The sequence below is a fragment of the Flavobacterium daemonense genome (assembly GCF_007341385.1).
In the GTDB taxonomy this organism is placed as follows: Bacteria; Bacteroidota; Bacteroidia; order Flavobacteriales; family Flavobacteriaceae; genus Flavobacterium; species Flavobacterium daemonense.
Genome location: NZ_VJYD01000004.1, coordinates 294,337 through 314,886, shown reverse-complemented (window position 1 = coordinate 314,886; position 20,550 = coordinate 294,337). Strand labels below are relative to the sequence as shown.

The following is a 20,550-nucleotide window of genomic DNA, read 5'->3' as shown; positions in this document are numbered from 1 at the left end:
ATTGGTTGAATATCAAAGCTAAAATATGGAATTTCTTAATAAATTTCAATTTAATTTTTGGTTATAATTCCTGAAGGCTATTTAGGTCGTATAAGTCATATAAATTTGAATTATAGACAAAATTTGTTCTGTTCAGTTTTTCCAACATTGTAAAAGTGTAGTCTTTTCCACCTTGCGCTAAAAGATATAGCGATTTCAGCATATAAATTGGAGTATTTGGAAATGCAGTTTGCAGACTCAGATTCAAATTGGAAAAGAAATGTTTCCAAGCGTATTTAAAAATATGTTCCTCAGGACGCACAAAGTAAATGTTTGAATTTTTGATTTTTTTAATCAATCCAGATGTATAAGGAAATTGAACAAATTTGCCTCCTTGTTGTACCAATAGATTAATTTCGAATGCTGTAAGTCCTTCGGTGTTATTTGCTGTCATAATTATTTTAATTAAATAGTGGTATTATTATGATGCAAATTTCAAAAAATATAGAAGTTAATTTTAAGCATAAAAGACTAAAAAATAGTGTTTTAGGTCTTTTTTAAATCAAAAATCGGGAATTCAAAACGATGAATTCCCGATTTACAATTCCTAGTAATTGAAATATTAATTTGAAGTAACAGATAATTGGTTATTTATTTCATTGTCTTTTTCATAAACATCAGGGAAGAAACCAATTTCGCCATTTTCATTCACCAATGAAGTAAAGTAGCAAATGTAGATAGGCACTTTTTTAGACAGTTTAAAACTATTTTCTGTTTTTCCAGCCATAGCTTTGTCTATTTTGTCTGGCGTCCATTCTGGATAATCTTTAAGCATTGCGACAGCAAGTTCTTTTGCCATTTTTACATTGATGCAACCATGGCTGAAAGTTCTTTTTTCAAAATCGAACAATGTTTTTGCTGGCGTATCGTGCATGTAAATATCATCTGGATTCGGAAACATAAATTTCACTAGACCTAAAGAGTTATCTGGACCCGGTTTTTGTCTAACTTGTCCGTTAACCATTTCCATATTATGATCAGCAAGATAATTTGGATCGGCAGCGATTTTAGATTTCAGCTCGTTTTGCACAATACTTTGTGGTACTGTCCAATAAGGGCTGAAAACAATTCTATCAATTTCTCCATTAAAAATGGCAGTTTTAGTTAAAGGTGAACCAACGAATACATTAGATCGTAAAACAACTTTTCCATTTTTAACGTAAACCAATTCATATGAAGGAACATTTACTAAAACATATTCGTCATTTCCAACCATTTGAGCCGAAATTGCACGACATCTTTCCATATTCAATTCTAAAGTTTTTATTTTATCTGCAAGTGATACGTTCATTTCTTTAATATGTTCTTCTGCAAGAATATAGTTCGGTTTAAATCCGTTACGGACTTTGTATTTCATCACAGCATCCATCAATTCACGATCATAAACATCGCTTTTAGAATCTGTTTTTAAATCTCCTAATAAATACAAACGAGTTCTAACTTGCGCAATGGTGTTTGAAACTGCATCAGGACGTAGATCTTTGTAAGGAGTTTCGGCAGGAACAATTGGTTTCCATTTGTTTGATCTTTCGATTTTTTTGTATTGTTTTAAAACACCTTGAAGTTTATAATATTGATCAAAAGTCACTTTGCTGTCTTCGGGAGCAGCGCTAGATTCTTCAATTGTGCTGTAATTCATAAAGTCTTTCAGCATCGCATCATAAGACAATTTTTTTGAAGTATCAGCATTGCTTTTTTTAGCATACATAATATATAGTGAGCTCAAAAGCATGTCTGCGTCTGTTTTTGAAAGATTTGTTGAAGCAGATGAATCAAATAGCTGATCAATTTCTTTTTGGTAAGGAATTACCAAATCAGTTTTTTTAGCTTTTTCATATAAAGCAGTTGCAAATTCACTTACTTGATCTTCATCATACCAAATCGTTCCTAAAGATCTGTTTTTATACAATGACATTACATCAGATTTATATTTTTTCAAATCAGAATATCTTTTGAAGAAATCATTTGAAATCTCATTTTCGTCATCATTGGGGTTAATATTGACGGCGGTAGTGTTTGGAGTTTTTGTATATAAAAAATTTGTGCTTTCAATTTTGTTATAAGATGATACAAAAAAACTCAAACCTAAAATTACGGTGAATGAATATAGTGTTTTCATTTTTTTAAATTTTTACGTTGTTACTTTTCAATCGTAAGTTTTTGGTAAAAATTTGGGGCTTTCTACAATGCTAAATTACTATCATAGAGCACGAAACACGTTTTTAGATTTTATTTAAATGTTGCGAAATTGCCATGTCTTTAAGCTTTCTTTAACTTTAAGAGGCGTATCTTTAAATAATGTCTTTCTAATCGAAAAAAAACATTTTTCATTTTTTTGTTAACATAAAGCTATTCTCGTAATCAAATATTAAAATAATTTGTACATTGGTCGCTTAAAATTATCATATTCATAAAATGGAACCACAAATACCATATATTCCTAAAAATAAAGTAAGAATTGTCACTGCAGCTTCGCTTTTTGACGGACATGATGCCGCGATCAATATTATGCGTCGTATAATTCAGTCAACTGGAGTTGAAGTAATACATTTAGGTCATGACCGAAGTGTTGAAGAAGTTGTAAATACCGCAATTCAGGAAGATGCAAATGCGATTGCGATGACATCTTATCAAGGTGGCCACAATGAATACTTTAAATATATGTATGATTTGCTTCATGAAAAAGGAGCAGGGCATATTAAGATTTTTGGAGGCGGAGGCGGTGTAATTCTGCCAAGCGAAATTTCAGAATTGCATGAATACGGAATTACAAGAATTTATTCTCCAGACGACGGACGTTCTTTAGGACTTCAAGGAATGATTAATGATTTGGTACAACGTGCCGATTTTCCTATTGGAGATAAATTGAATGGAGAAATCGATCATATCGAAAATAAAGTGCCAACGGCAATTGCGCGTTTAATTTCGGCAGCTGAGAATTTCCCGGAAATTGCAAAACCTGTTTTTGATAAAATCCACGATAGCAATGCAAGTTCAAAAATTCCGGTTTTAGGAATTACTGGAACGGGCGGTGCGGGAAAATCTTCTTTGGTTGACGAATTGGTTCGCCGCTTTTTAATTGATTTTCCTGAGAAGACAATCGGATTAATTTCTGTCGATCCTTCGAAGAGAAAAACAGGAGGAGCACTTTTAGGAGACAGAATCCGAATGAATGCGATTAATAATCCTCGTGTATATATGCGTTCGCTGGCGACACGTCAGTCGAATTTGGCTTTGTCTAAATATGTAGCCGAAGCGATTCAGGTTTTGAAAGCAGCAAAATACGATTTGATTATTCTGGAAACTTCAGGAATTGGTCAGTCCGATACTGAAATAATGGATCATTCAGATGTATCCTTATATGTAATGACGCCAGAGTTTGGAGCTGCAACACAATTGGAAAAAATCGACATGCTTGATTTTGCCGATTTAGTGGCATTGAACAAATTTGATAAACGCGGCGCTTTAGACGCTTTGCGCGATGTAAAAAAACAATATCAAAGAAACCATAATCTTTGGGATAAAAATCCTGATGAAATGCCGGTTTTTGGAACTATCGCTTCACAGTTCAACGATCCAGGAATGAATACGCTTTACAAAGCGATTATGGATAAAGTGGTTGAAAAAACGGCTTCAGATTTGAAATCAACTTTCACCATTACGAAAGAAATGAGCGAAAAAATCTTCGTGATTCCGCCACACAGAACACGTTATTTATCTGAAATTGCAGAGAATAATAGAAGTTATGATGAAACAGCGATTTCGCAACAAAAAGTAGCGCAGAAATTATACGGAATTTTCAAAACGATAGAATCGGTTTCTGGAAAAGTGCCACAAATCAATAAAGCTGGAATTGATGATTCGACTGTTCTACCAAGTGGAATTCAAGAGCACGACGAAAACCGAATCTTTTTAAATCTTTTACTAAATCAATTCGATAAAGTAAAAATGGACTTAGATCCGTACAATTGGGAAATTATTCTGAATTGGGATGAAAAAGTAGCTAAATATAAAAATCCAGTTTACTCATTTAAAGTTCGTGATAAAGAAATCAAGATTGCAACGCATTCTGAAAGTTTATCACATTTACAGATTCCGAAAATTGCTTTACCTAAATATGAAGGCTGGGGCGATATCTTGCGTTGGAATTTACAGGAAAATGTTCCAGGAGAGTTTCCTTTTGCGTCTGGATTATATCCTTTTAAACGAGAAGGCGAAGATCCGTCAAGAATGTTTGCGGGCGAAGGCGGACCAGAAAGAACCAATAAACGTTTTCATTACGTAAGCGCCGGAATGCCTGCAAAACGTCTTTCAACAGCTTTTGATAGCGTAACTTTATACGGAAACGATCCAGATTTACGTCCGGATATTTACGGAAAAATTGGAAATGCAGGAGTTTCAATCTGCTGTTTGGACGATGCCAAAAAACTATATTCAGGTTTCGATTTGGTTCATGCATTGACTTCGGTAAGTATGACAATCAACGGGCCTGCGCCGATGCTTTTAGGCTTCTTTATGAATGCGGCTATCGATCAGCAATGTGAGATTTACATTAAAGCAAATGATTTAGAAAAAGAAGTTGAAGCCAAAATCAACAAATTATACAAAGAAAAAGGAATCGAAAGACCGAAATACCAAGGCGATTTGCCAGACGGAAACAACGGTTTAGGTTTAATGCTTTTGGGTGTTACCGGAGATGAGGTTTTACCTTTAGATGTTTACAACGAAATAAAAATCAAAACATTATCGCAAGTTAGAGGAACGGTTCAAGCCGATATTTTAAAAGAAGATCAGGCACAAAATACTTGTATTTTCTCACCCGAATTTGCTTTGCGTTTAATGGGCGACGTTCAGGAATATTTTATTACTAAAAACGTTCGTAATTTCTATTCGGTTTCAATTTCTGGATACCATATTGCAGAGGCAGGAGCAAACCCAATTACGCAATTGGCATTTACGCTTTCAAATGGTTTCACTTACGTGGAATATTATTTGAGCCGAGGAATGAACATCAATGATTTTGGTCCGAATTTATCGTTCTTCTTCTCAAATGGAGTAGATCCAGAATATTCAGTAATTGGTCGTGTGGCGCGTAAAATTTGGGCAAAAGCCATGAAAAACAAATACGGAGCCAACGAAAGAGCACAAATGCTTAAATATCATATTCAGACATCTGGGCGTTCACTACATGCGCAGGAAATTGATTTTAACGATATTAGAACGACTTTGCAGGCTTTATACGCGATTTATGACAACTGTAATTCGCTTCACACAAACGCTTACGACGAAGCGATTACAACGCCAACAGAGGAATCTGTACGTCGTGCAATGGCAATTCAGTTGATTATTAATAAAGAATTAGGTTTAGCCAAAAACGAAAACCCAATTCAAGGTTCTTTCATCATCGAAGAATTAACCGATTTAGTTGAAGCTGCGGTTCTTCAAGAATTTGACAGAATTACAGAAAGAGGCGGCGTTCTTGGTGCAATGGAAACCATGTACCAAAGATCTAAAATTCAGGAAGAAAGTTTGTATTATGAAACTTTAAAACACAATGGCGATTTCCCAATTGTGGGTGTAAATACGTTCTTGAGTTCAAAAGGTTCACCAACGGTAATTCCGGCAGAAGTTATTCGCGCAACCGAAGAAGAAAAACAATATCAAATCACAATGCTGGATAACTTGCATAAATTCCACGAAGAAAAAGTAAACGAGCATTTAAATACATTACAACAAGCCGCTATTAAAAACGAAAACTTATTCGACCATTTAATGGAAGCTATAAAAGTTTGTTCTTTAGGTCAGATTACTTCGGCTTTGTTTGAAGTTGGTGGGCAGTATAGAAGGAATATGTAGAAATTTCAATTTTTTATAATATGAAAGCGCATTTGGTTTTTTACTAAATGCGCTTTTTTATTAAATAAAGTGATTATTTTTAGTGTTTGATATAGAAAAGAAATTTCTAAAATGGAAACTCATTTTTATGAAAATAGTAATAGAAAATAAGGGCATCAAAACAGATACTTTTTATATACCGCCTTTTGTTTTACATGAAGGCGAAATAATTGTTTTGTATTTATATAATGGAAAACATTTTTATGATACCGAAATGTATCTAAAAGATATCTTTTGCGGGGCTATAAAAAATGAAAATGTTATTGTAAATAGAAAAATGTCTTTTGTTAATTTTTTTAAAGAGTCGAAATTTAGGGATATTTTTTTTCCTTCAACAGTTAGTAGATATCTTAGAAAAGATAAAGAGCTTACGAATCCTTTTCTTGTAAAATTGTTTGAAGACAAAGAAAAACTAAAATCAATAAATTAGAAGGGACTCAACGAAAGTTATTAAGTCTATATGAAACGTTTTCAAAAACAAACAATATAGTGTTTGACGTAGCAGGTTTGGATTCTAATGGGGCTGTGTTAATATTTAAATTAGTAGAAGAAGCCGTAAGTAATGGAGGTTCAGCAATATTACTTGATAGTTTTGAAGATATGAAAGAACATACTTCTAAATTTATAACCTTAGAATGGAATGATGGCAGTTTTCCGCATCAGGAAAAGATTGATTTTAATTTTTAAAGAAAAATATTACTTGTAAGTCTTGAAACAATAGCATTCCATATAGTTTGTCTTTTCGACGGAGGAGAAATCTTCGTATGCTGAGCACGCACTGTTGCGGAGTTACTTGTGGAGATTTCTCCTCCGTCGAAATGACAATATTGAGGTCGATTTTTCTGCTCCCTCGCTAGCGCGAGTGTCTCACTCGTGAACACAAAGTAATGCACGAGCGAGACGCTCCGCCAGCAAAACGACAAAGCTCCATAAAGTTTGTCATTTCGACCGAAGGGAGAAATCACACAAGTAATTCCACTAAGATTGGCGACATGCCATGTCGAGTTTCTATTGTGATTTCTCCCTTCGGTCGAAATGACAAGATTATGCGTAATTTTCTTAATTTTAGTGTCATGAAAAACACACTCTATTATATTCTGTTTCTTTTTATTACGATTTTTGGTTATACCCAAAACAAGCAATCATTAAAAACAGGAGTTATTATCGATTCAGTGAAAATTGCAACAGTTCCAACAGAATCGTATGCCATATATTTTCCTAAAAAATATGATGCTAAAACGCCATTGCCGTTGGTTTTTATTTTTGATCCGGCTGCGAGGGGCAAAAAAGGAATTGAGCCCTTTATTTTGGCGGCAGAAACGTATCAGTATATTTTGGTTTGTTCCAATACTTCAAAAAATGGATCAGTCGAAAAGAATGTTGCAATTGCTAGCAGATTATTTGATGATGTGTTGCAAACTTACGCTGTTGATACTTCCCAACTTTACGTAGCAGGTTTTTCGGGTGGCGCACGATTAGCGAGTTTTTTCGGAATCTCAACCGGTTCTTTTCAAGGTGTTATTGCTTGTGGCGCTTCTTTTAATGGAATGGATAAGTTTATTCCGCCGTCTAATAATTTTTCCTACGTTGGAATGGTTGGGGATCGGGATATGAATTATCGGGAAATGATTGAAAATAAAAATTGGCTGGATAAAGCAAAAATTATAAATACACTTTTTATTGCGCATGAAGATCATGTTTGGCCTAAACAATCTGAAATGCTTCGTGCATTTGATTGGCTGGAAATTCAGGCGTACAGAAAAAATATAAAACCAAAGAACGATTCTATTATTAAAAGAATTTATGATAAGAATTTGCGAATCGCTGATAGTTTAAAAGCAAATAACAAAATGATGCCTTCTGTAAATGCTTATGAAAAAGGAATTACTTTTTTTAATACCAACGAAGATAATTTTCTGAGAGCCCAAATTGCCGAAATTAAAAAATCTAAAGTCTATAAAGAGGAGACAACAAAAATGGAAGAAATAAAGGCTTCGGAAAATAAAATTATAGATAAGCTTTCGGTTCGTTTTAATGAAGAATTAAAGTCCGCTAAAGGTGATGCCGATTTTAAGTTTTGGAAAACGGAAATTAAGAGTTTGAATGCAATGAAGTTTGATGACAAAAATCCTTTAAACCAGAATATGGCTTTCAGAATATTAAATTGGCTTCAGATTATGGTTTATGAAATGGGTCAGGAGTATAAAAGGGATCATCAAAATGACAAGTTTGCTTATTGTCAGGAATTGTATAAAATTGTTACTGAAAAAAAATGAGTTTACTTTAAAAATTCCATAAAGTTTGTCATTTCGACCGGAGGGAGAAATCACACGAGTAACTCCGCAAAGATTGGCGATATGCCATGTCGAGTTTCGAGTGTGATTTCTCCCTCCGGTCGAAATGAAAATATTGCGTTTAGTTTTTAGAAAAGAATAACTAAAATTAGAAAAACCTCTCAGGAATGAGAGGTTTTTCTAGTTTTCTGAAAATTGTAAAATATTTAAACTTTTTTCTTAACGATCGTTTTAGATTTCCTATTCAATTTCTCAATAATTGCATCTGCTTTTTCATTTTGGCAAATGAAGCGCAGCGATTCGGCATAGCGATAATAATAAACGGGGTCTAAGTCGGAGGTCATGGCAAAAAGTTGATCGTACCAATCGGCGGCTTGGTCTAGTTTGTCATGTCGATAAGAGGAATCTCCCAGTTTTTGAAACAAGTCTACAGATTTGTAGCCTTTTGCAGCAATTTTTTCGTAGGTTTTTATCACATCAACGTAAGCATATTTATCGCTTATTTTATCAGTAATATAAACATTTTCATTTTGAGCAGCAGCACCAAATGAAAAAACAATCAATAATACTAAAACAATAAGTTTCTTTTGCATAAGTATTAGTTTATAAGATTGGTTTTGATAGTCACTTTTTCTCTAATAATTTTATTCTGAACTGTTAATTTTGTTTTGCAAATATATCTAAATCAATAACATAACGTGTAATTGAACGATTATTTTTTTCGTTTTATCGATTTTTATATACTGACTATAACTGCTATTTTTTGATTTTAGTATGTACGAGAATAAAAAAGGTTTCCTAAAAACTATTTTCGATGTATTCGATAATTATAATTTAACTTTATAATTATAAAGTAATCATTATCATGACAATACAAGAATATTTGGCTAAACTAGATCTTTTTCAGAAAAAGAAAAATGGAAATGCTTTTTTTAAAAATGCTGAATTGGAAAATTTTGTTTTAAAAATATCTTCAGATAGTACTGAAAACTATTTTATGCTTGATTCTTTTCTTAAGAAATCAGTTTCTGGTAGAATTGAGATAAATTCACAAATTATAAAGCAATTTTCAAATCATTGCGGTTTGTTGTTTTTAGAAGAAGAAACAGGAAATGTTTGTTACGCAGACAGCAATGAAGTAAGATCAGAGTTTAGGCAAAGTTTCAGATTATTCGATTTTTTAGATTACACATATGCTTTCGCAAATTCATCTTTTTATAAAGAAACTCAAAAAATTATAATGCCTCCAAATGTTGATTATTTTTGGAATCTGGTAAAAATAGGCAACCAAATTCGGAAAAACGAAACATAAAAAAAAGCAGCCCCTGGAACGAGCTGCTTAGTTTTTGTTGGGGACAAAAAGGGTTAGCGACGGAAAGACGGGCTTTGGTTCACTGATTCGTCTAACTTGACAGCTTTCACTTTTTTAGCTGCAACTTTAATCTCGTGTTTCGCAATTTTACCGTTTTCGGTAACTTCTAAAACATAAGTTCCGGCTGGATGACCTTCTAAGCTTATGGTTTTTGAAATTTCTAGTTTATTTGCTGCAGATTCTCCAGCATAAACTAAATTGTGGTTTTCATCATAAATAGAGAAAGAGCTGTTTTCAACAGTGTCTAAAGTAAAGCTTACTACTTTTCCGTTTCCTGTAACTATATTCAAAATATAGTCTCCTTTTCCATTAAATGCTTGTGTAAAAATTGTTGTAAATAAAAAGGCTGCAGCTAAGCCCATTTTGGTAAATTTTGTCATGTTTTTTTTAATCGTTTTTTAAAGGTTTATACTAAATAGTGGAACAGCAAAACTACAAAAGAAATTTAATTTTGTGCAAAAAATAGCCGTTTTCAAACGGTTAAGTTGCTGAATTAAAGATGTTTCTGTATTTTTCTTACAGTATTTACGAAAAAACGGTACTTTTGGATTTATTTTGATGAAATTTTTTAAAAGTGTAGAAATCAGACTTTTAAAATTATTAAGAATTGTTTTGTGAAAAAATAAAAGAACACAAAATTCAGGAAAAAAAAAGACATAAAAAAAACAGCTCAATAACCACAAAGAGCTGTTTGTAAAACAATCACGTTTTTACTAACTATCTAACCTTATACTATTATGAGAAGTATAACTTTTTTAGCGCACTGCTACGCTAGTATTTTGAGCAGCGTTACCTGCTTTATAAATTGACGAAATTGCTTTTGTTGATAAAACCGATGCATTATCAGTAATCGTAATTTCGTGTCTTACTTTTTTTGTACTGTCCTCAACTTCTAAATAGTAAGTTCCTGCTGGAAACTCTTCTAAGCTAAAAGTTCTCAAGATTCCGTCTTTGCCAGAAGCAGTTTCAGAATAGATCAATTCTCCGTTTTTGTCATAAATCGCCAAATTGGCTTTCTTAACCTGATTAAGAGCGAACGTAATTAGTTTTCCATTTCCTTTCAAAACGTGAACATTCAAATTGTCATTCCCGTCAATTGCAAAAGCATTGCTTCCTGCGAAAAGTAGTACACATACTAAACTTAATTTTAAAATCTTTTTCATAATCTTAGTTATTAAATTAATAGTTCTAATTATCTGATGCTAAATTACTCCTCAAATAGGTATTTGAACACAACTCTATTTGCAGATTTCTATGCTATATTCTCATTTACGAAACCGATATAGGTTAAAGTTTGAATTATAATTTGTGTTTTTGTTAAATTGCATGTTATTCTTCAATGTTTTTAACTGTCTCAGAATAAGGGGATTTTTGATTCTAAATCCTAGTTTTTAAATTAAGATGTTTGAAAGTCGCAAAAAAAAAAACAGCTTCCTTTGATAAAAGAAAGCTGTCTTAAAGAATATAAAATCTAATTTTGTTTTTCAATACAAACATCTTCATTAACGTGCTGCGACACTTGTATTTTTAGAAAATCCTGATTTGTAAACTGATGAAATTGCTTTTGATGACAAAACTGTTTTTTCGTCAGTAATCGTAATTTCATGTTTTACTTTTTTCACATTATCTTCTACTTCTAAATAATAAGTTCCTTCTGGGAATTCTGTCAAGTCGAAGGTTCTCAAAATTCCATCTTTACCAGAAGCACTTTCTGAATAAAGAAGCGTTCCATCTTTGTCATAAATTGCTACGTTTGCTTTTTTAACTTGATTAAGTGCAAACGTGATCAGTTTACCATTTGTTTTCAACACGTGAACATTCAAATTGTCGTTCCCGTCAATTGCAAAAGCGCTCATTCCTGTGAAAAGCACTGCACACACTAAACTTAATTTTAAATTTTTCATAGCATTAGTTTTTAAATTAATAGATCTAATTCTCTGATGCTAAATTACTTATGATATATAAGAAAATACACAACTCTATTTGCAGATTTCTATGCTATATTCTCATTTACGAAACCGTTATAAGTTAAATTTTGAATTATATTTAATGATTATGTTAATTGGGTAATTATTTTTTAATGTTTTGGTGATTTTGAGTTGATGATTTCTTTACAAAAGAGAGGTTTTTTTAACCGCAAAGACGCAAAGAAAAAACGCAAGGTTCGCAAACCTATATTAAACTTTGCGAGCCTTGCGAAACCTTTGCGTCTTTGCGGTTAAAAATTGTGGTTAAATAAAAAGCAAAAAAAAACAGCTCAATAACCACAAAGAGCTGTTTCTAAAACCTTTCGGTTTTTAAACTTTACTAACTATCTAACCTCATTTTTATACTGTGTTCGAGTATAAATTTTTTAGCGTACTGCTACGCTAGTATTTTTTGCAGCATTTGTTTTGTAAACAGATGAAATTGCTTTTGATGATAAAACAGTTGCATCATCAGTAATAGTAATTTCGTGTCTTACTTTTTTAACGCTGTCTTCAACTTCTAAATAATAAGTTCCAGCTGGGAATTCTTCTAAACTGAAAGTTCTTAAGATACCATCTTTTCCAGATGCATATTCAGTATATAATAAAGTACCTGCTTTATCGTAGATTGACAAATTAGCTTTTTTTGTCTGGTTCAAAGCAAACGTCATTAGTTTACCATTTCCTTTTAATACGTGAAGACCAAATTCTCCTTCACCATTAATTGCATAAGTATTTAATCCTGATAATAATACTGCTACTACTAAACTTAATTTTAAAATCGTTTTCATATTTCTTTATGTTTAAATTTTTAGTTCATTTTTCTGATGTAAAATTACTGCAGCAGTTGCTTTTTAAACACAACTCTATTTTCCAATTTCTATGCTATATTCTCATTTACGAAACCGATATAGGTTAAAATTTGAATTATTTTAGGTGTTTTTGTTAATTGGGCAATTATTTTTCAATGTTTTGATGAAAATTACGTTTGTTAAAATCTTCTGGTTTTCTTACAGAAATGCTATATCTGTATAAAAAAGCGGTTTTAAATATGATATTTGAAAAAAATCATTGATAAAAAAATGAGACCTGAAAAAATTGGCTGTTTTGGTGTAAAATAAGCAAGGGTAATGTGTTGATTTTTATGAAAAATTCTCAGTTACGAAACCGTTATAGGTTAAAATTTGAATTATTTTAGGTGTTTTTGTTAAATTTGCTATTATTTTTTAAAGATATTATCATGAAAACAGTCGCCCCAGCTCTTGAAGTGATATCAAACTCATACGGAAGTTCTTTTACCTACACTAAACATGCCGAAAAGACCAACAGTAAAGCCCATTTATGGCATTATCATCCAGAAATTGAGTTGGTTTATATTAATGGAGGTGCGGGAAAAAGACAAATAGGAAGCCATGTTTCTTATTACACGAATGGAGATTTGATATTAATAGGTGCAAATTTGCCACATTGCGGTTTTACAAATGAACAAACGGGAAACAAAAAAGAAACTGTTATTCATATAAAACCAGAATTTTTAGGAAACGATTTTTTTGTTGCTCCCGAAATGAAAAGGGTGCAAAATATTCTTAGTCAGTCAAAAGCCGGAATTGCTTTTAACGGAGAGACTAAAAAACATTTTGGCAAAAAAATCGAAATGATGGAGCACCAGCTTCCTTTTGAGCGCTTGCTGACACTTTTGAGTATTTTAGATGAATTGGAATCATCTGAAGAATATACGGTTTTAAATGCTGACGGATTTTCGTTGGAATTGCAGACACAAGACACAGATCGTATGAATATGGTTTTTAATTATGTTAAAGATCATTTTCAGGAATCTATAGCCATTGACGAGATTTCGAATCTGGTTAGTATGACTACGCCTTCGTTTTGCCGTTATTTTAAAAAGATTTCGAATAAAACATTTACTGAATTTGTAAATGAATATCGCCTAGTTCATGCTTCGAAACTATTAGCCGAAAAACAGCTGAGTATTAATGAAGTTTGTTACGAAAGCGGTTTTAATAATTTCAGTCATTTCAGCAAATCTTTTAAACAATACACGGGTAAAAGCGCGTCGCAATACCGTTTAGAACACAAGACTATAATTAGTTAGTTTTTTTTTATATTGCTGGTTAAATAATTTTTTAGCCACGAATTCACGAATCAATAATAATAAAATTCGTGAATTCGTGGCTAATTCTTTTTTGAATAAAAGCAGTCGGATTTTTCATATATTTTATTTTGAAAAAGGTATATTTACAATCCCTAATCAGAAAAAAAATATCACAATGAAGAAATTTAAAATGCTATTGTCGCTGTTTTTGCTTTGCTTGACTACGATAACCTATGCAGCAAAAGTTGACACTTTGCAAGTTGCCAGTACCGCAATGGGAAAAACCTATAAAGCAGCGGTAGTTTTACCAAATTCTTATGCTAAAAGCAAATCGGCTTTTCCAGTTATGTATCTTTTGCATGGCGCCTACGGACATTTTAGCGATTGGCTAAAAAATACACCAAATAAAAAATTAGTTCAGACATTGTCAGATCAATACAATATAATTATTGTAATGCCAGAAGGCGAAGTTTTTAGCTTCTATTTAGACAGTCCAGTAAATAAAGAAAGCCAGTTTGAGACTTTTGTAACTCAAGAAGTAATTCAGAAAGTAGATAAAACTTACCGAACCATCAGCAATAAAAGCGGAAGAGTAATTACCGGACTTTCGATGGGAGGTCACGGTGCTTTGTATCTTTCAGCAAAACATCCCGATTTATTTTGTGCGGCAGGAAGTATGAGCGGTGCTGTAGATATGAGTACGATGCTTAATAGAGATTCAGCAGCTCAAGTCGTAAAATTGATGCAGCCGGTTTTTGGCGATAAAAGTGGCAGTACCGAAATGTATGAGCAATATGCGGTTATGAATATGTTGGATAAAATAAAAGCAAACAAATTGCCATTAATTATAGATTGTGGCGTTGATGATTTTTTAATTGAACCAAACAGAGAATTGCACCGAAGATTAGTTTATAATAAAGTAGAACACGATTATACCGAACGTCCTGGCGCGCATACTTGGGATTATTGGGAAAATTCACTACCTTACCATGTATTATTTTTCAACAAAATCTTACTTAAAAATCAGGTTGTTGCTAAAAAATAATTGGAAATTTTATTCAAAGACCGGTTTAGCAAATTTTTTGGTTTGGTTTTTGGAATGCTTTTATAAACTTTAAAAAACAAAATATTATGAAAAAGATACTTACCTTATTTGCCCTTGTTGGATTAATCGTGTTTTCAAGCTGTGAAGGACCAGAAGGGCCTCCGGGTCCTCCGGGACAAGATGGATTAATCGCTGAAGTCTTTGAGCTTCCAAATGTGAATTTTGATTACACTGCTAAAGATGGTTATTACATTTATAGAAAATTAACGCCAAATATTTTTAGTTCTGACGTTATTTTGATTTATAGATTAACTGGAACTATCGATGCAAATACTCCGGTTTGGCAACAAATCCCAAGAACTTTATATACTGCAAAAGGGGAGCTTGATTATGATTTTGATTTTAGCAAAGAAGATTTTACGATTTATGCAGGTGGAAATTATGATTTATCATTAACGCCAGAATTACTAAAAAATCAAACATTTAGAATCGTAATTGTGCCGGGAGATTTTTCATCTAAATCGGTTAATAAACCCGATTATTCAGATTACAATGCTGTCATTAAACGTTACAACATTGATGATAGTAATGTTAAAAAGTTAAACTAGTAAAGAGAAATAAAAAAAAGGAAATCGTAAGATTTCCTTTTTTTTTTTATAATTATATGTTTTATAATAATTATTGTTCCGTAGAATCTGAATCTGTTAATAGTTTTTCTTTTCCAAATTTAAGTGAAACTAAAACTCCAACTAAAAGCGACAAGGCGATAAATCCCAAAGAAGCCCATTCTGGAACCTGAATCCAATCGTGAAGAAGCATTTTTAATCCAACGAAAGCTAGGATCGCAACTAAACTGTATTCCAAATAACTGAATTTCGCCAACATATTTGCCAAAAAGAAATACATAGAACGTAATCCAAGGATAGCAAAAATATTAGAACTGAATACTAAAAACGGATCTTTAGTAATCGCAAGAATCGCCGGAACACTATCTACGGCAAATAAAACGTCCATAACTTCAATTACAATCAAAGCGACAAATAACGGAGTTGCAGCTTTTTTTGCAGCTTTGGTTACAATGAAAAATTTCTCGCCATCCATTTCAGATGTAATCGGAATAACTTTTCCTAGTACCTTATATATGAAAGAATCTTTTGGGTGGAAATCTTCGTCTTCGCCAGAAAAAAGCATTTTTATAGCCGTAAAAATCAAGAAAGCGCCAAATAAATAGGTTGTCCAAGTGAATTTATTGATCAACATCACTCCGAAGAAAATCATCAAGCCACGGAAAACAATTGCGCCTAGAATTCCCCAGAATAAAACACGGTGCTGGTATTTTTGCGGAATCTTGAATGATGCAAAAATGATTGCAATTACAAATATATTATCAACGCTAAGCGAAAGTTCAATCAAATAACCTGTAATAAACTTCATTGAAGCCGCCATTGGCAACAGTTTATCAGGATTTGCGATATAATCGGTGGTGTAGAGCCAATATATTACTCCAGAAAACAGGAAAGATAAAGTAACCCAGATCAATGTCCATTTACTGGCTTCTTTGGTGCTGATGATATGCGGGGTTTTGTTGAAAACTCCTAAATCTAAAGCAAGAATTAAAACAACAGCTATTAAAAATAGAGTCCAGACCATTATGATGATTTTTTAAGTGAGATACAAAGATAAGTTTTGAAGTTCAACTTTAAAATTAATTTTATAAGAAACTTACTTTTAAAATTAAGGGGTTTTTGTAAAATGCTAGATGTGAAAGGTAAAAAGCATTTCGACTTCGCTCAATGTGACAAGTGTTGTTTATTAGAACTTTGTCAAAGTTTAACACAGTCTTGTCATTCCGAGGAATGAGGAATCTCCGTAAGTGGCGGGACAAAGATTGGCGATTTTGATTGTAGAGTTTCTTGCGGAGATTTCTCGTGCCTCGAAATGACAAATACATGGACATTTCAACTCTGATATTAATAAAATACAAAAAAAAGTGCCAGTAATGAAACTGGCACTTTTAGAATATAATTTAAGCTTTGAATTATAGCGCTGATTTAACAGTTTTGATAATTCTTGCTGCAATTTTGTATGGGTCTCCGTTTGAAGCTGGTCTTCTGTCTTCCAACCATCCTTTCCATCCTTTTTGAACAGTCATCAAAGGAATTCTGATAGAACATCCTCTGTCTGAAACTCCATAAGAGAAATCGTGGATAGAAGCAGTTTCGTGCTTACCAGTTAAACGTTGATCGTTGTAAGCTCCGTAAACTGCGATGTGCTCAGCAGTAACAGGACGGAAAGCCTCACAGATTCTTTCGTAAGTTGCTTGGTCTCCACATGTTCTCAATACATTGTTAGAGAAGTTAGCGTGCATTCCAGAACCATTCCAGTCAGTATCTCCTAGAGGTTTTGGGTGATATTCAATATAGTAACCGTATTTTTCAGTCAAACGATCTAATAAGTAACGAGCAACCCAGATTTCATCTCCAGCTTTTTTAGCTCCTTTAGCGAATAATTGGAATTCCCATTGTCCGCAAGCAACCTCTTGGTTGATTCCTTCAAAGTTGATTCCAGCAGCGATACATAAATCAGCATGCTCTTCAACTAATTTTCTTCCGTGTGTGTTTTTTCCACCTACTGAACAGTAGTACATCCCTTGTGGAGCAGGGTAACCTCCAACAGGGAAACCAAGTGGAAGTTGAGTTTTAGTATCCATGATGAAATACTCTTGTTCGAAACCAAACCAAAAATCATCATCTTCATCATCAATTGTAGCTCTTCCGTTAGATGGGTGTGGAGTTCCGTCAGCATACATAACTTCAGACATTACTAACCATCCATTGATACGAGTTGGATCTGGATAGATTGCAACTGGAACTAAAAGACAGTCAGAAGATCCGCCTTCTGCTTGTTTTGTTGATGAACCATCAAATGACCAGTTTCCAAGTTCCTCTAATGTTCCTTTGAAGTTGTCATGTTCTTCAACTTTAGTTTTACTTCTAAGATTTTGAGTTGGCTCGTATCCGTCTAACCAAATGTACTCTAACTTAATTTTAGCCATAATAATATAAATTTATTTTTTTTGTTTTTTCGCTGGGTCAAATATAGATTTATTTTTTTACTCCTAAAAATTAGGGGGCTATTTTGTTTTGCAGAGTATTATTTTTTAGAGAAGCGTAATTTTGGCAGGGGTATATTTTTAAAAAAGCAATTTTAGTGCGCTATAAAAAATAAATTCGTAATAATTAAGGACTATTTTTGATTTTTTGGGTTAAGGAATTATGAAAAAATGTTTATTTAATGATGATTATTGAAGTATTTTGTTACATTTCTTGATTGTGTTTGTTTATTCTTTGTAAAAAGCATGATATGTTGCATAATTGTGGGTCAAAAATCTAAAACTTATATTCTGAACAGGCATTTTTATTGTTTATATTTGTTCTTCGTTTTTCTGTGAAAATTATTACGAATTCTTAAAATCAAAATACATGTCAACATTACGTTTTCAAGCTTTAAAAGAAGCTTCTACAAGAAAGCCAGTACAATTTGAGGAAATTGATAGAAAATCAAATCTTTTTGGTTCAAATGTGTTTAATGAAAAAGCGATGAAGCAGTACTTGACTTCAGATGCTTTAAAAGGAGTTAGAGATGCGATTCAGCATGGAACTAAAATAGAAAGAAAACTGGCAGATTATATTGCCATGGGAATGAAAGAATGGGCTTTGTCTAAAGGCGTTACGCATTATACACACTGGTTTCAGCCATTGACAGGAACAACTGCTGAGAAACATGATGCATTTTTTGAAACATCTTATGATGGAAGTGATGTTGTAGAGAAATTTGGCGGAGCACAATTAGTACAACAAGAGCCAGATGCTTCAAGTTTTCCGAATGGAGGAATCAGAAATACTTTTGAAGCAAGAGGTTATACAGCCTGGGACCCAACTTCACCTGCTTTTATATATGGTACAACTTTATGTATTCCGACAGTTTTTATTGCCTACACAGGTGAGGCTTTAGATAATAAAATACCTTTATTAAGAGCATTATCTGCAATTGACGAAGCGGCGACAGAAGTTTGTAAATATTTTGACAAAAACGTAAAAAAAGTTACAGCAACTTTAGGATGGGAACAGGAATATTTCTTAATCGACAAAGCTTTGGCAAATTCTCGTCCTGATTTAATGATGACAGGAAGAACTTTATTAGGACATACATCTGCAAAAGGACAACAGTTAGACGACCATTATTTCGGATCGATTCCAACTCGTGCGCTTACTTATATGAGAGATTTAGAGCAGGAATGTATGTTGTTGGGAATTCCCGTAAAAACGCGTCATAATGAAGTTGCACCAAATCAGTTTGAGTTAGCGCCGATTTTTGAAGAGACCAATCTAGCCGTAGATCATAACTCTTTATTAATGGATGTGATGCAAAGAGTAGCTGAACGTCATGACTTTAAAGTATTATTCCATGAAAAACCATTTAAAGGAGTAAACGGTTCAGGAAAGCACAATAACTGGTCGTTGGCAACTGATACAGGAGTTAATTTATTGAGTCCGAGTAAAACGCCAATGAGCAATTTGCAGTTTTTGACTTTCTTTATTAATACAATAAAAGCAGTAAACGATAACGAAACTTTATTAAGAGCTTCTATCGCAACAGCAAGCAACGACCATAGATTAGGAGCAAACGAAGCACCGCCAGCAATTATGTCGGTATTTATTGGTGCGCAGTTGACAAAAGTTTTATCTGAATTAGAAAGCGTAACAACAGGAAAACTTTCGCCAGAAGAAAAAACAGATCTTAAATTAAATGTTGTCGGAAAAATTCCAGACGTATTGTTAGATAATACAGATAGAAACAGAACTTCGCCTTTTGCATTTACAGGAAATAAATTTGAGTTTAGAGCCGTTGGTTCAAATTCAAACTGTTCAAATGCAATGACAACTTTAAATGCAATTGTTGCAAAACAATTAAAGGATTTTAAAAACGAAGTAGAAAACCTGATCGAGTCGAAAGACATGAAAAAGGATGATGCTATTTTTAATGTTCTAAGAGAATACATCAAACAATCTAAAAAGATTCTTTTTGAAGGTGACGGTTATAGCGAAGCTTGGGAAAAAGAAGCAGCAAAAAGAGGATTAAGCAATTTTAAAACTACTCCAGAAGCTATTAAAGCTAAAGTTTCAAAACAAGCTTTGGATTTATTTGAAGAACTTGGTATTTTCAATCACGTAGAAGCGGAAGCGCGTTACGAAATTGAATTAGAGGAATATACTAAGAAAATCCAAATTGAAGGAAGAGTTTTAGGTGATATTGCAAGAAATCATGTTATCCCGACGGCAATTCGTTATCAAAATACTTTAATTGAAAATGTAAAAGGATTAAAAGAAATCTTCGGGAAAGAATTTGAAACGATTGCAAAAGAGCAGATTACTTTAATCAAAGAAATTTCAGGTCATATTGAAGGAATCAATTCTAAAGTATTGGCAATGACAAATGAAAGAAAGAAAGCTAATCAATTGACAGATGCTCAAAAAATGGCCGAGGCATATTGCAATAAAGTAAAGCCTTATTTTGAAGACATTCGTACACATTCTGATAAATTAGAATTACTAGTCGATGATGAAACTTGGACTTTGACAAAATACAGAGAATTGTTATTTACCAAATAACGTTGAATAAACATTTGCTTAAAGCCTGTCTCAAAAAGACAGGCTTTTTTTTGCGAATATGTTAAAATAAGCCCTTTATAACTTTTTTTTAACGTCTGTTTAGCGGTTAATGTAAAGAAATTGAAACAAATAAGTATTTTCTTACTAACAAAA

18 protein-coding genes are annotated in these 20,550 nt (G+C 32.9%); 9 read left to right on the top strand and 9 right to left on the bottom strand.

The window, feature by feature from the left end; genetic code table 11:
• Nucleotides 1-61: 61 nt before the first annotated feature.
• Together FND99_RS07580 and FND99_RS07575 are read right to left on the bottom strand one after the other, a co-directional pair.
• Nucleotides 62-433 (bottom strand): hypothetical protein, encoded by a 372-nt coding sequence (locus FND99_RS07580; protein WP_144337369.1) that lies wholly within the window; start codon nt 431-433, stop codon nt 62-64.
• A 168-nt stretch (nt 434-601) separates the two neighbouring features.
• A complete protein-coding gene (locus FND99_RS07575) occupies nt 602-2,158 on the bottom strand; it encodes a L,D-transpeptidase family protein (RefSeq protein WP_144337368.1) in 1,557 nt (518 codons plus the stop codon).
• 296 nt (nt 2,159-2,454) lie between these two features.
• Here FND99_RS07575 and FND99_RS07570 point away from each other — a divergent pair, with 296 nt between their 5' ends.
• From FND99_RS07570 to FND99_RS07555, 4 genes are all read left to right on the top strand, one after another.
• The gene (locus FND99_RS07570) at nt 2,455-5,895 is read left to right on the top strand and encodes a methylmalonyl-CoA mutase family protein (RefSeq protein ID WP_144337367.1); all 3,441 of its coding nucleotides are present in this window, start codon (nt 2,455-2,457) and stop codon (nt 5,893-5,895) included.
• Nucleotides 5,896-6,022: 127 nt separating this feature from the next.
• Nucleotides 6,023-6,364, top strand: a complete 342-nt coding sequence (locus FND99_RS07565; RefSeq protein WP_144337366.1) for a hypothetical protein — start codon at nt 6,023-6,025, stop codon at nt 6,362-6,364.
• Between the two features lie 59 nt (nt 6,365-6,423).
• Entirely contained in the window at nt 6,424-6,621 is a 198-nt protein-coding gene (locus FND99_RS07560; protein ID WP_144337365.1) for a hypothetical protein, read from the top strand.
• A gap of 386 nt (nt 6,622-7,007) precedes the next feature.
• Nucleotides 7,008-8,210, top strand: coding sequence for a hypothetical protein (locus FND99_RS07555; protein WP_144337364.1), 1,203 nt, complete (start codon nt 7,008-7,010; stop codon nt 8,208-8,210).
• Between the two features lie 224 nt (nt 8,211-8,434).
• Here the strand turns inward: FND99_RS07555 and FND99_RS07550 are convergent, their stop codons facing one another.
• Nucleotides 8,435-8,821, bottom strand: a complete 387-nt coding sequence (locus tag FND99_RS07550) for a tetratricopeptide repeat protein (RefSeq protein ID WP_144337363.1) — start codon at nt 8,819-8,821, stop codon at nt 8,435-8,437.
• A 272-nt stretch (nt 8,822-9,093) separates the two neighbouring features.
• Here FND99_RS07550 and FND99_RS07545 point away from each other — a divergent pair, with 272 nt between their 5' ends.
• Nucleotides 9,094-9,540 (top strand): hypothetical protein, encoded by a 447-nt coding sequence (locus FND99_RS07545; protein ID WP_144337362.1) that lies wholly within the window; start codon nt 9,094-9,096, stop codon nt 9,538-9,540.
• A 53-nt stretch (nt 9,541-9,593) separates the two neighbouring features.
• Here the strand turns inward: FND99_RS07545 and FND99_RS07540 are convergent, their stop codons facing one another.
• The 4 genes from FND99_RS07540 to FND99_RS07525 form a co-directional block, all read right to left on the bottom strand.
• A complete protein-coding gene (locus FND99_RS07540) occupies nt 9,594-9,980 on the bottom strand; it encodes a secretion protein (RefSeq protein ID WP_144337361.1) in 387 nt (128 codons plus the stop codon).
• A 375-nt stretch (nt 9,981-10,355) separates the two neighbouring features.
• Nucleotides 10,356-10,763: a DUF3244 domain-containing protein gene (locus tag FND99_RS07535; RefSeq protein WP_144337360.1), complete on the bottom strand. Its 408-nt coding sequence runs from the start codon at nt 10,761-10,763 to the stop codon at nt 10,356-10,358.
• Between the two features lie 339 nt (nt 10,764-11,102).
• A complete protein-coding gene (locus FND99_RS07530) occupies nt 11,103-11,504 on the bottom strand; it encodes a DUF3244 domain-containing protein (protein WP_144337359.1) in 402 nt (133 codons plus the stop codon).
• 449 nt (nt 11,505-11,953) lie between these two features.
• Complete coding sequence (locus FND99_RS07525) at nt 11,954-12,358, bottom strand: secretion protein (RefSeq protein WP_144337358.1); 405 nt, start codon at nt 12,356-12,358, stop codon at nt 11,954-11,956.
• Nucleotides 12,359-12,807: 449 nt separating this feature from the next.
• On the opposite strand from FND99_RS07525, the gene FND99_RS07520 reads away from it, so the two are divergent.
• The 3 genes from FND99_RS07520 (at nt 12,808) to FND99_RS07510 (ending at nt 15,333) form a co-directional block, all read left to right on the top strand.
• The gene (locus FND99_RS07520) at nt 12,808-13,680 is read left to right on the top strand and encodes an AraC family transcriptional regulator (protein WP_144337357.1); all 873 of its coding nucleotides are present in this window, start codon (nt 12,808-12,810) and stop codon (nt 13,678-13,680) included.
• Nucleotides 13,681-13,855: 175 nt separating this feature from the next.
• Nucleotides 13,856-14,725: an alpha/beta hydrolase gene (locus FND99_RS07515; protein WP_144337356.1), complete on the top strand. Its 870-nt coding sequence runs from the start codon at nt 13,856-13,858 to the stop codon at nt 14,723-14,725.
• An 86-nt stretch (nt 14,726-14,811) separates the two neighbouring features.
• Complete coding sequence (locus FND99_RS07510) at nt 14,812-15,333, top strand: hypothetical protein (protein WP_144337355.1); 522 nt, start codon at nt 14,812-14,814, stop codon at nt 15,331-15,333.
• A 70-nt stretch (nt 15,334-15,403) separates the two neighbouring features.
• Here FND99_RS07510 and FND99_RS07505 read toward each other — a convergent pair whose 3' ends face one another.
• Together FND99_RS07505 and FND99_RS07500 are read right to left on the bottom strand one after the other, a co-directional pair.
• A complete protein-coding gene (locus FND99_RS07505; protein ID WP_144337354.1) occupies nt 15,404-16,378 on the bottom strand; it encodes a TerC family protein in 975 nt (324 codons plus the stop codon).
• Between the two features lie 385 nt (nt 16,379-16,763).
• Nucleotides 16,764-17,780 carry a glutamine synthetase beta-grasp domain-containing protein gene (locus tag FND99_RS07500; RefSeq protein WP_144337353.1) on the bottom strand — a complete coding sequence of 339 codons (1,017 nt, stop codon included), beginning with the start codon at nt 17,778-17,780 and terminating at the stop codon, nt 16,764-16,766.
• A 427-nt stretch (nt 17,781-18,207) separates the two neighbouring features.
• Here FND99_RS07500 and FND99_RS07495 point away from each other — a divergent pair, with 427 nt between their 5' ends.
• Nucleotides 18,208-20,397: a glutamine synthetase III family protein gene (locus tag FND99_RS07495; RefSeq protein ID WP_144337352.1), complete on the top strand. Its 2,190-nt coding sequence runs from the start codon at nt 18,208-18,210 to the stop codon at nt 20,395-20,397.
• The last annotated feature ends 153 nt before the right edge of the window (nt 20,398-20,550 follow it).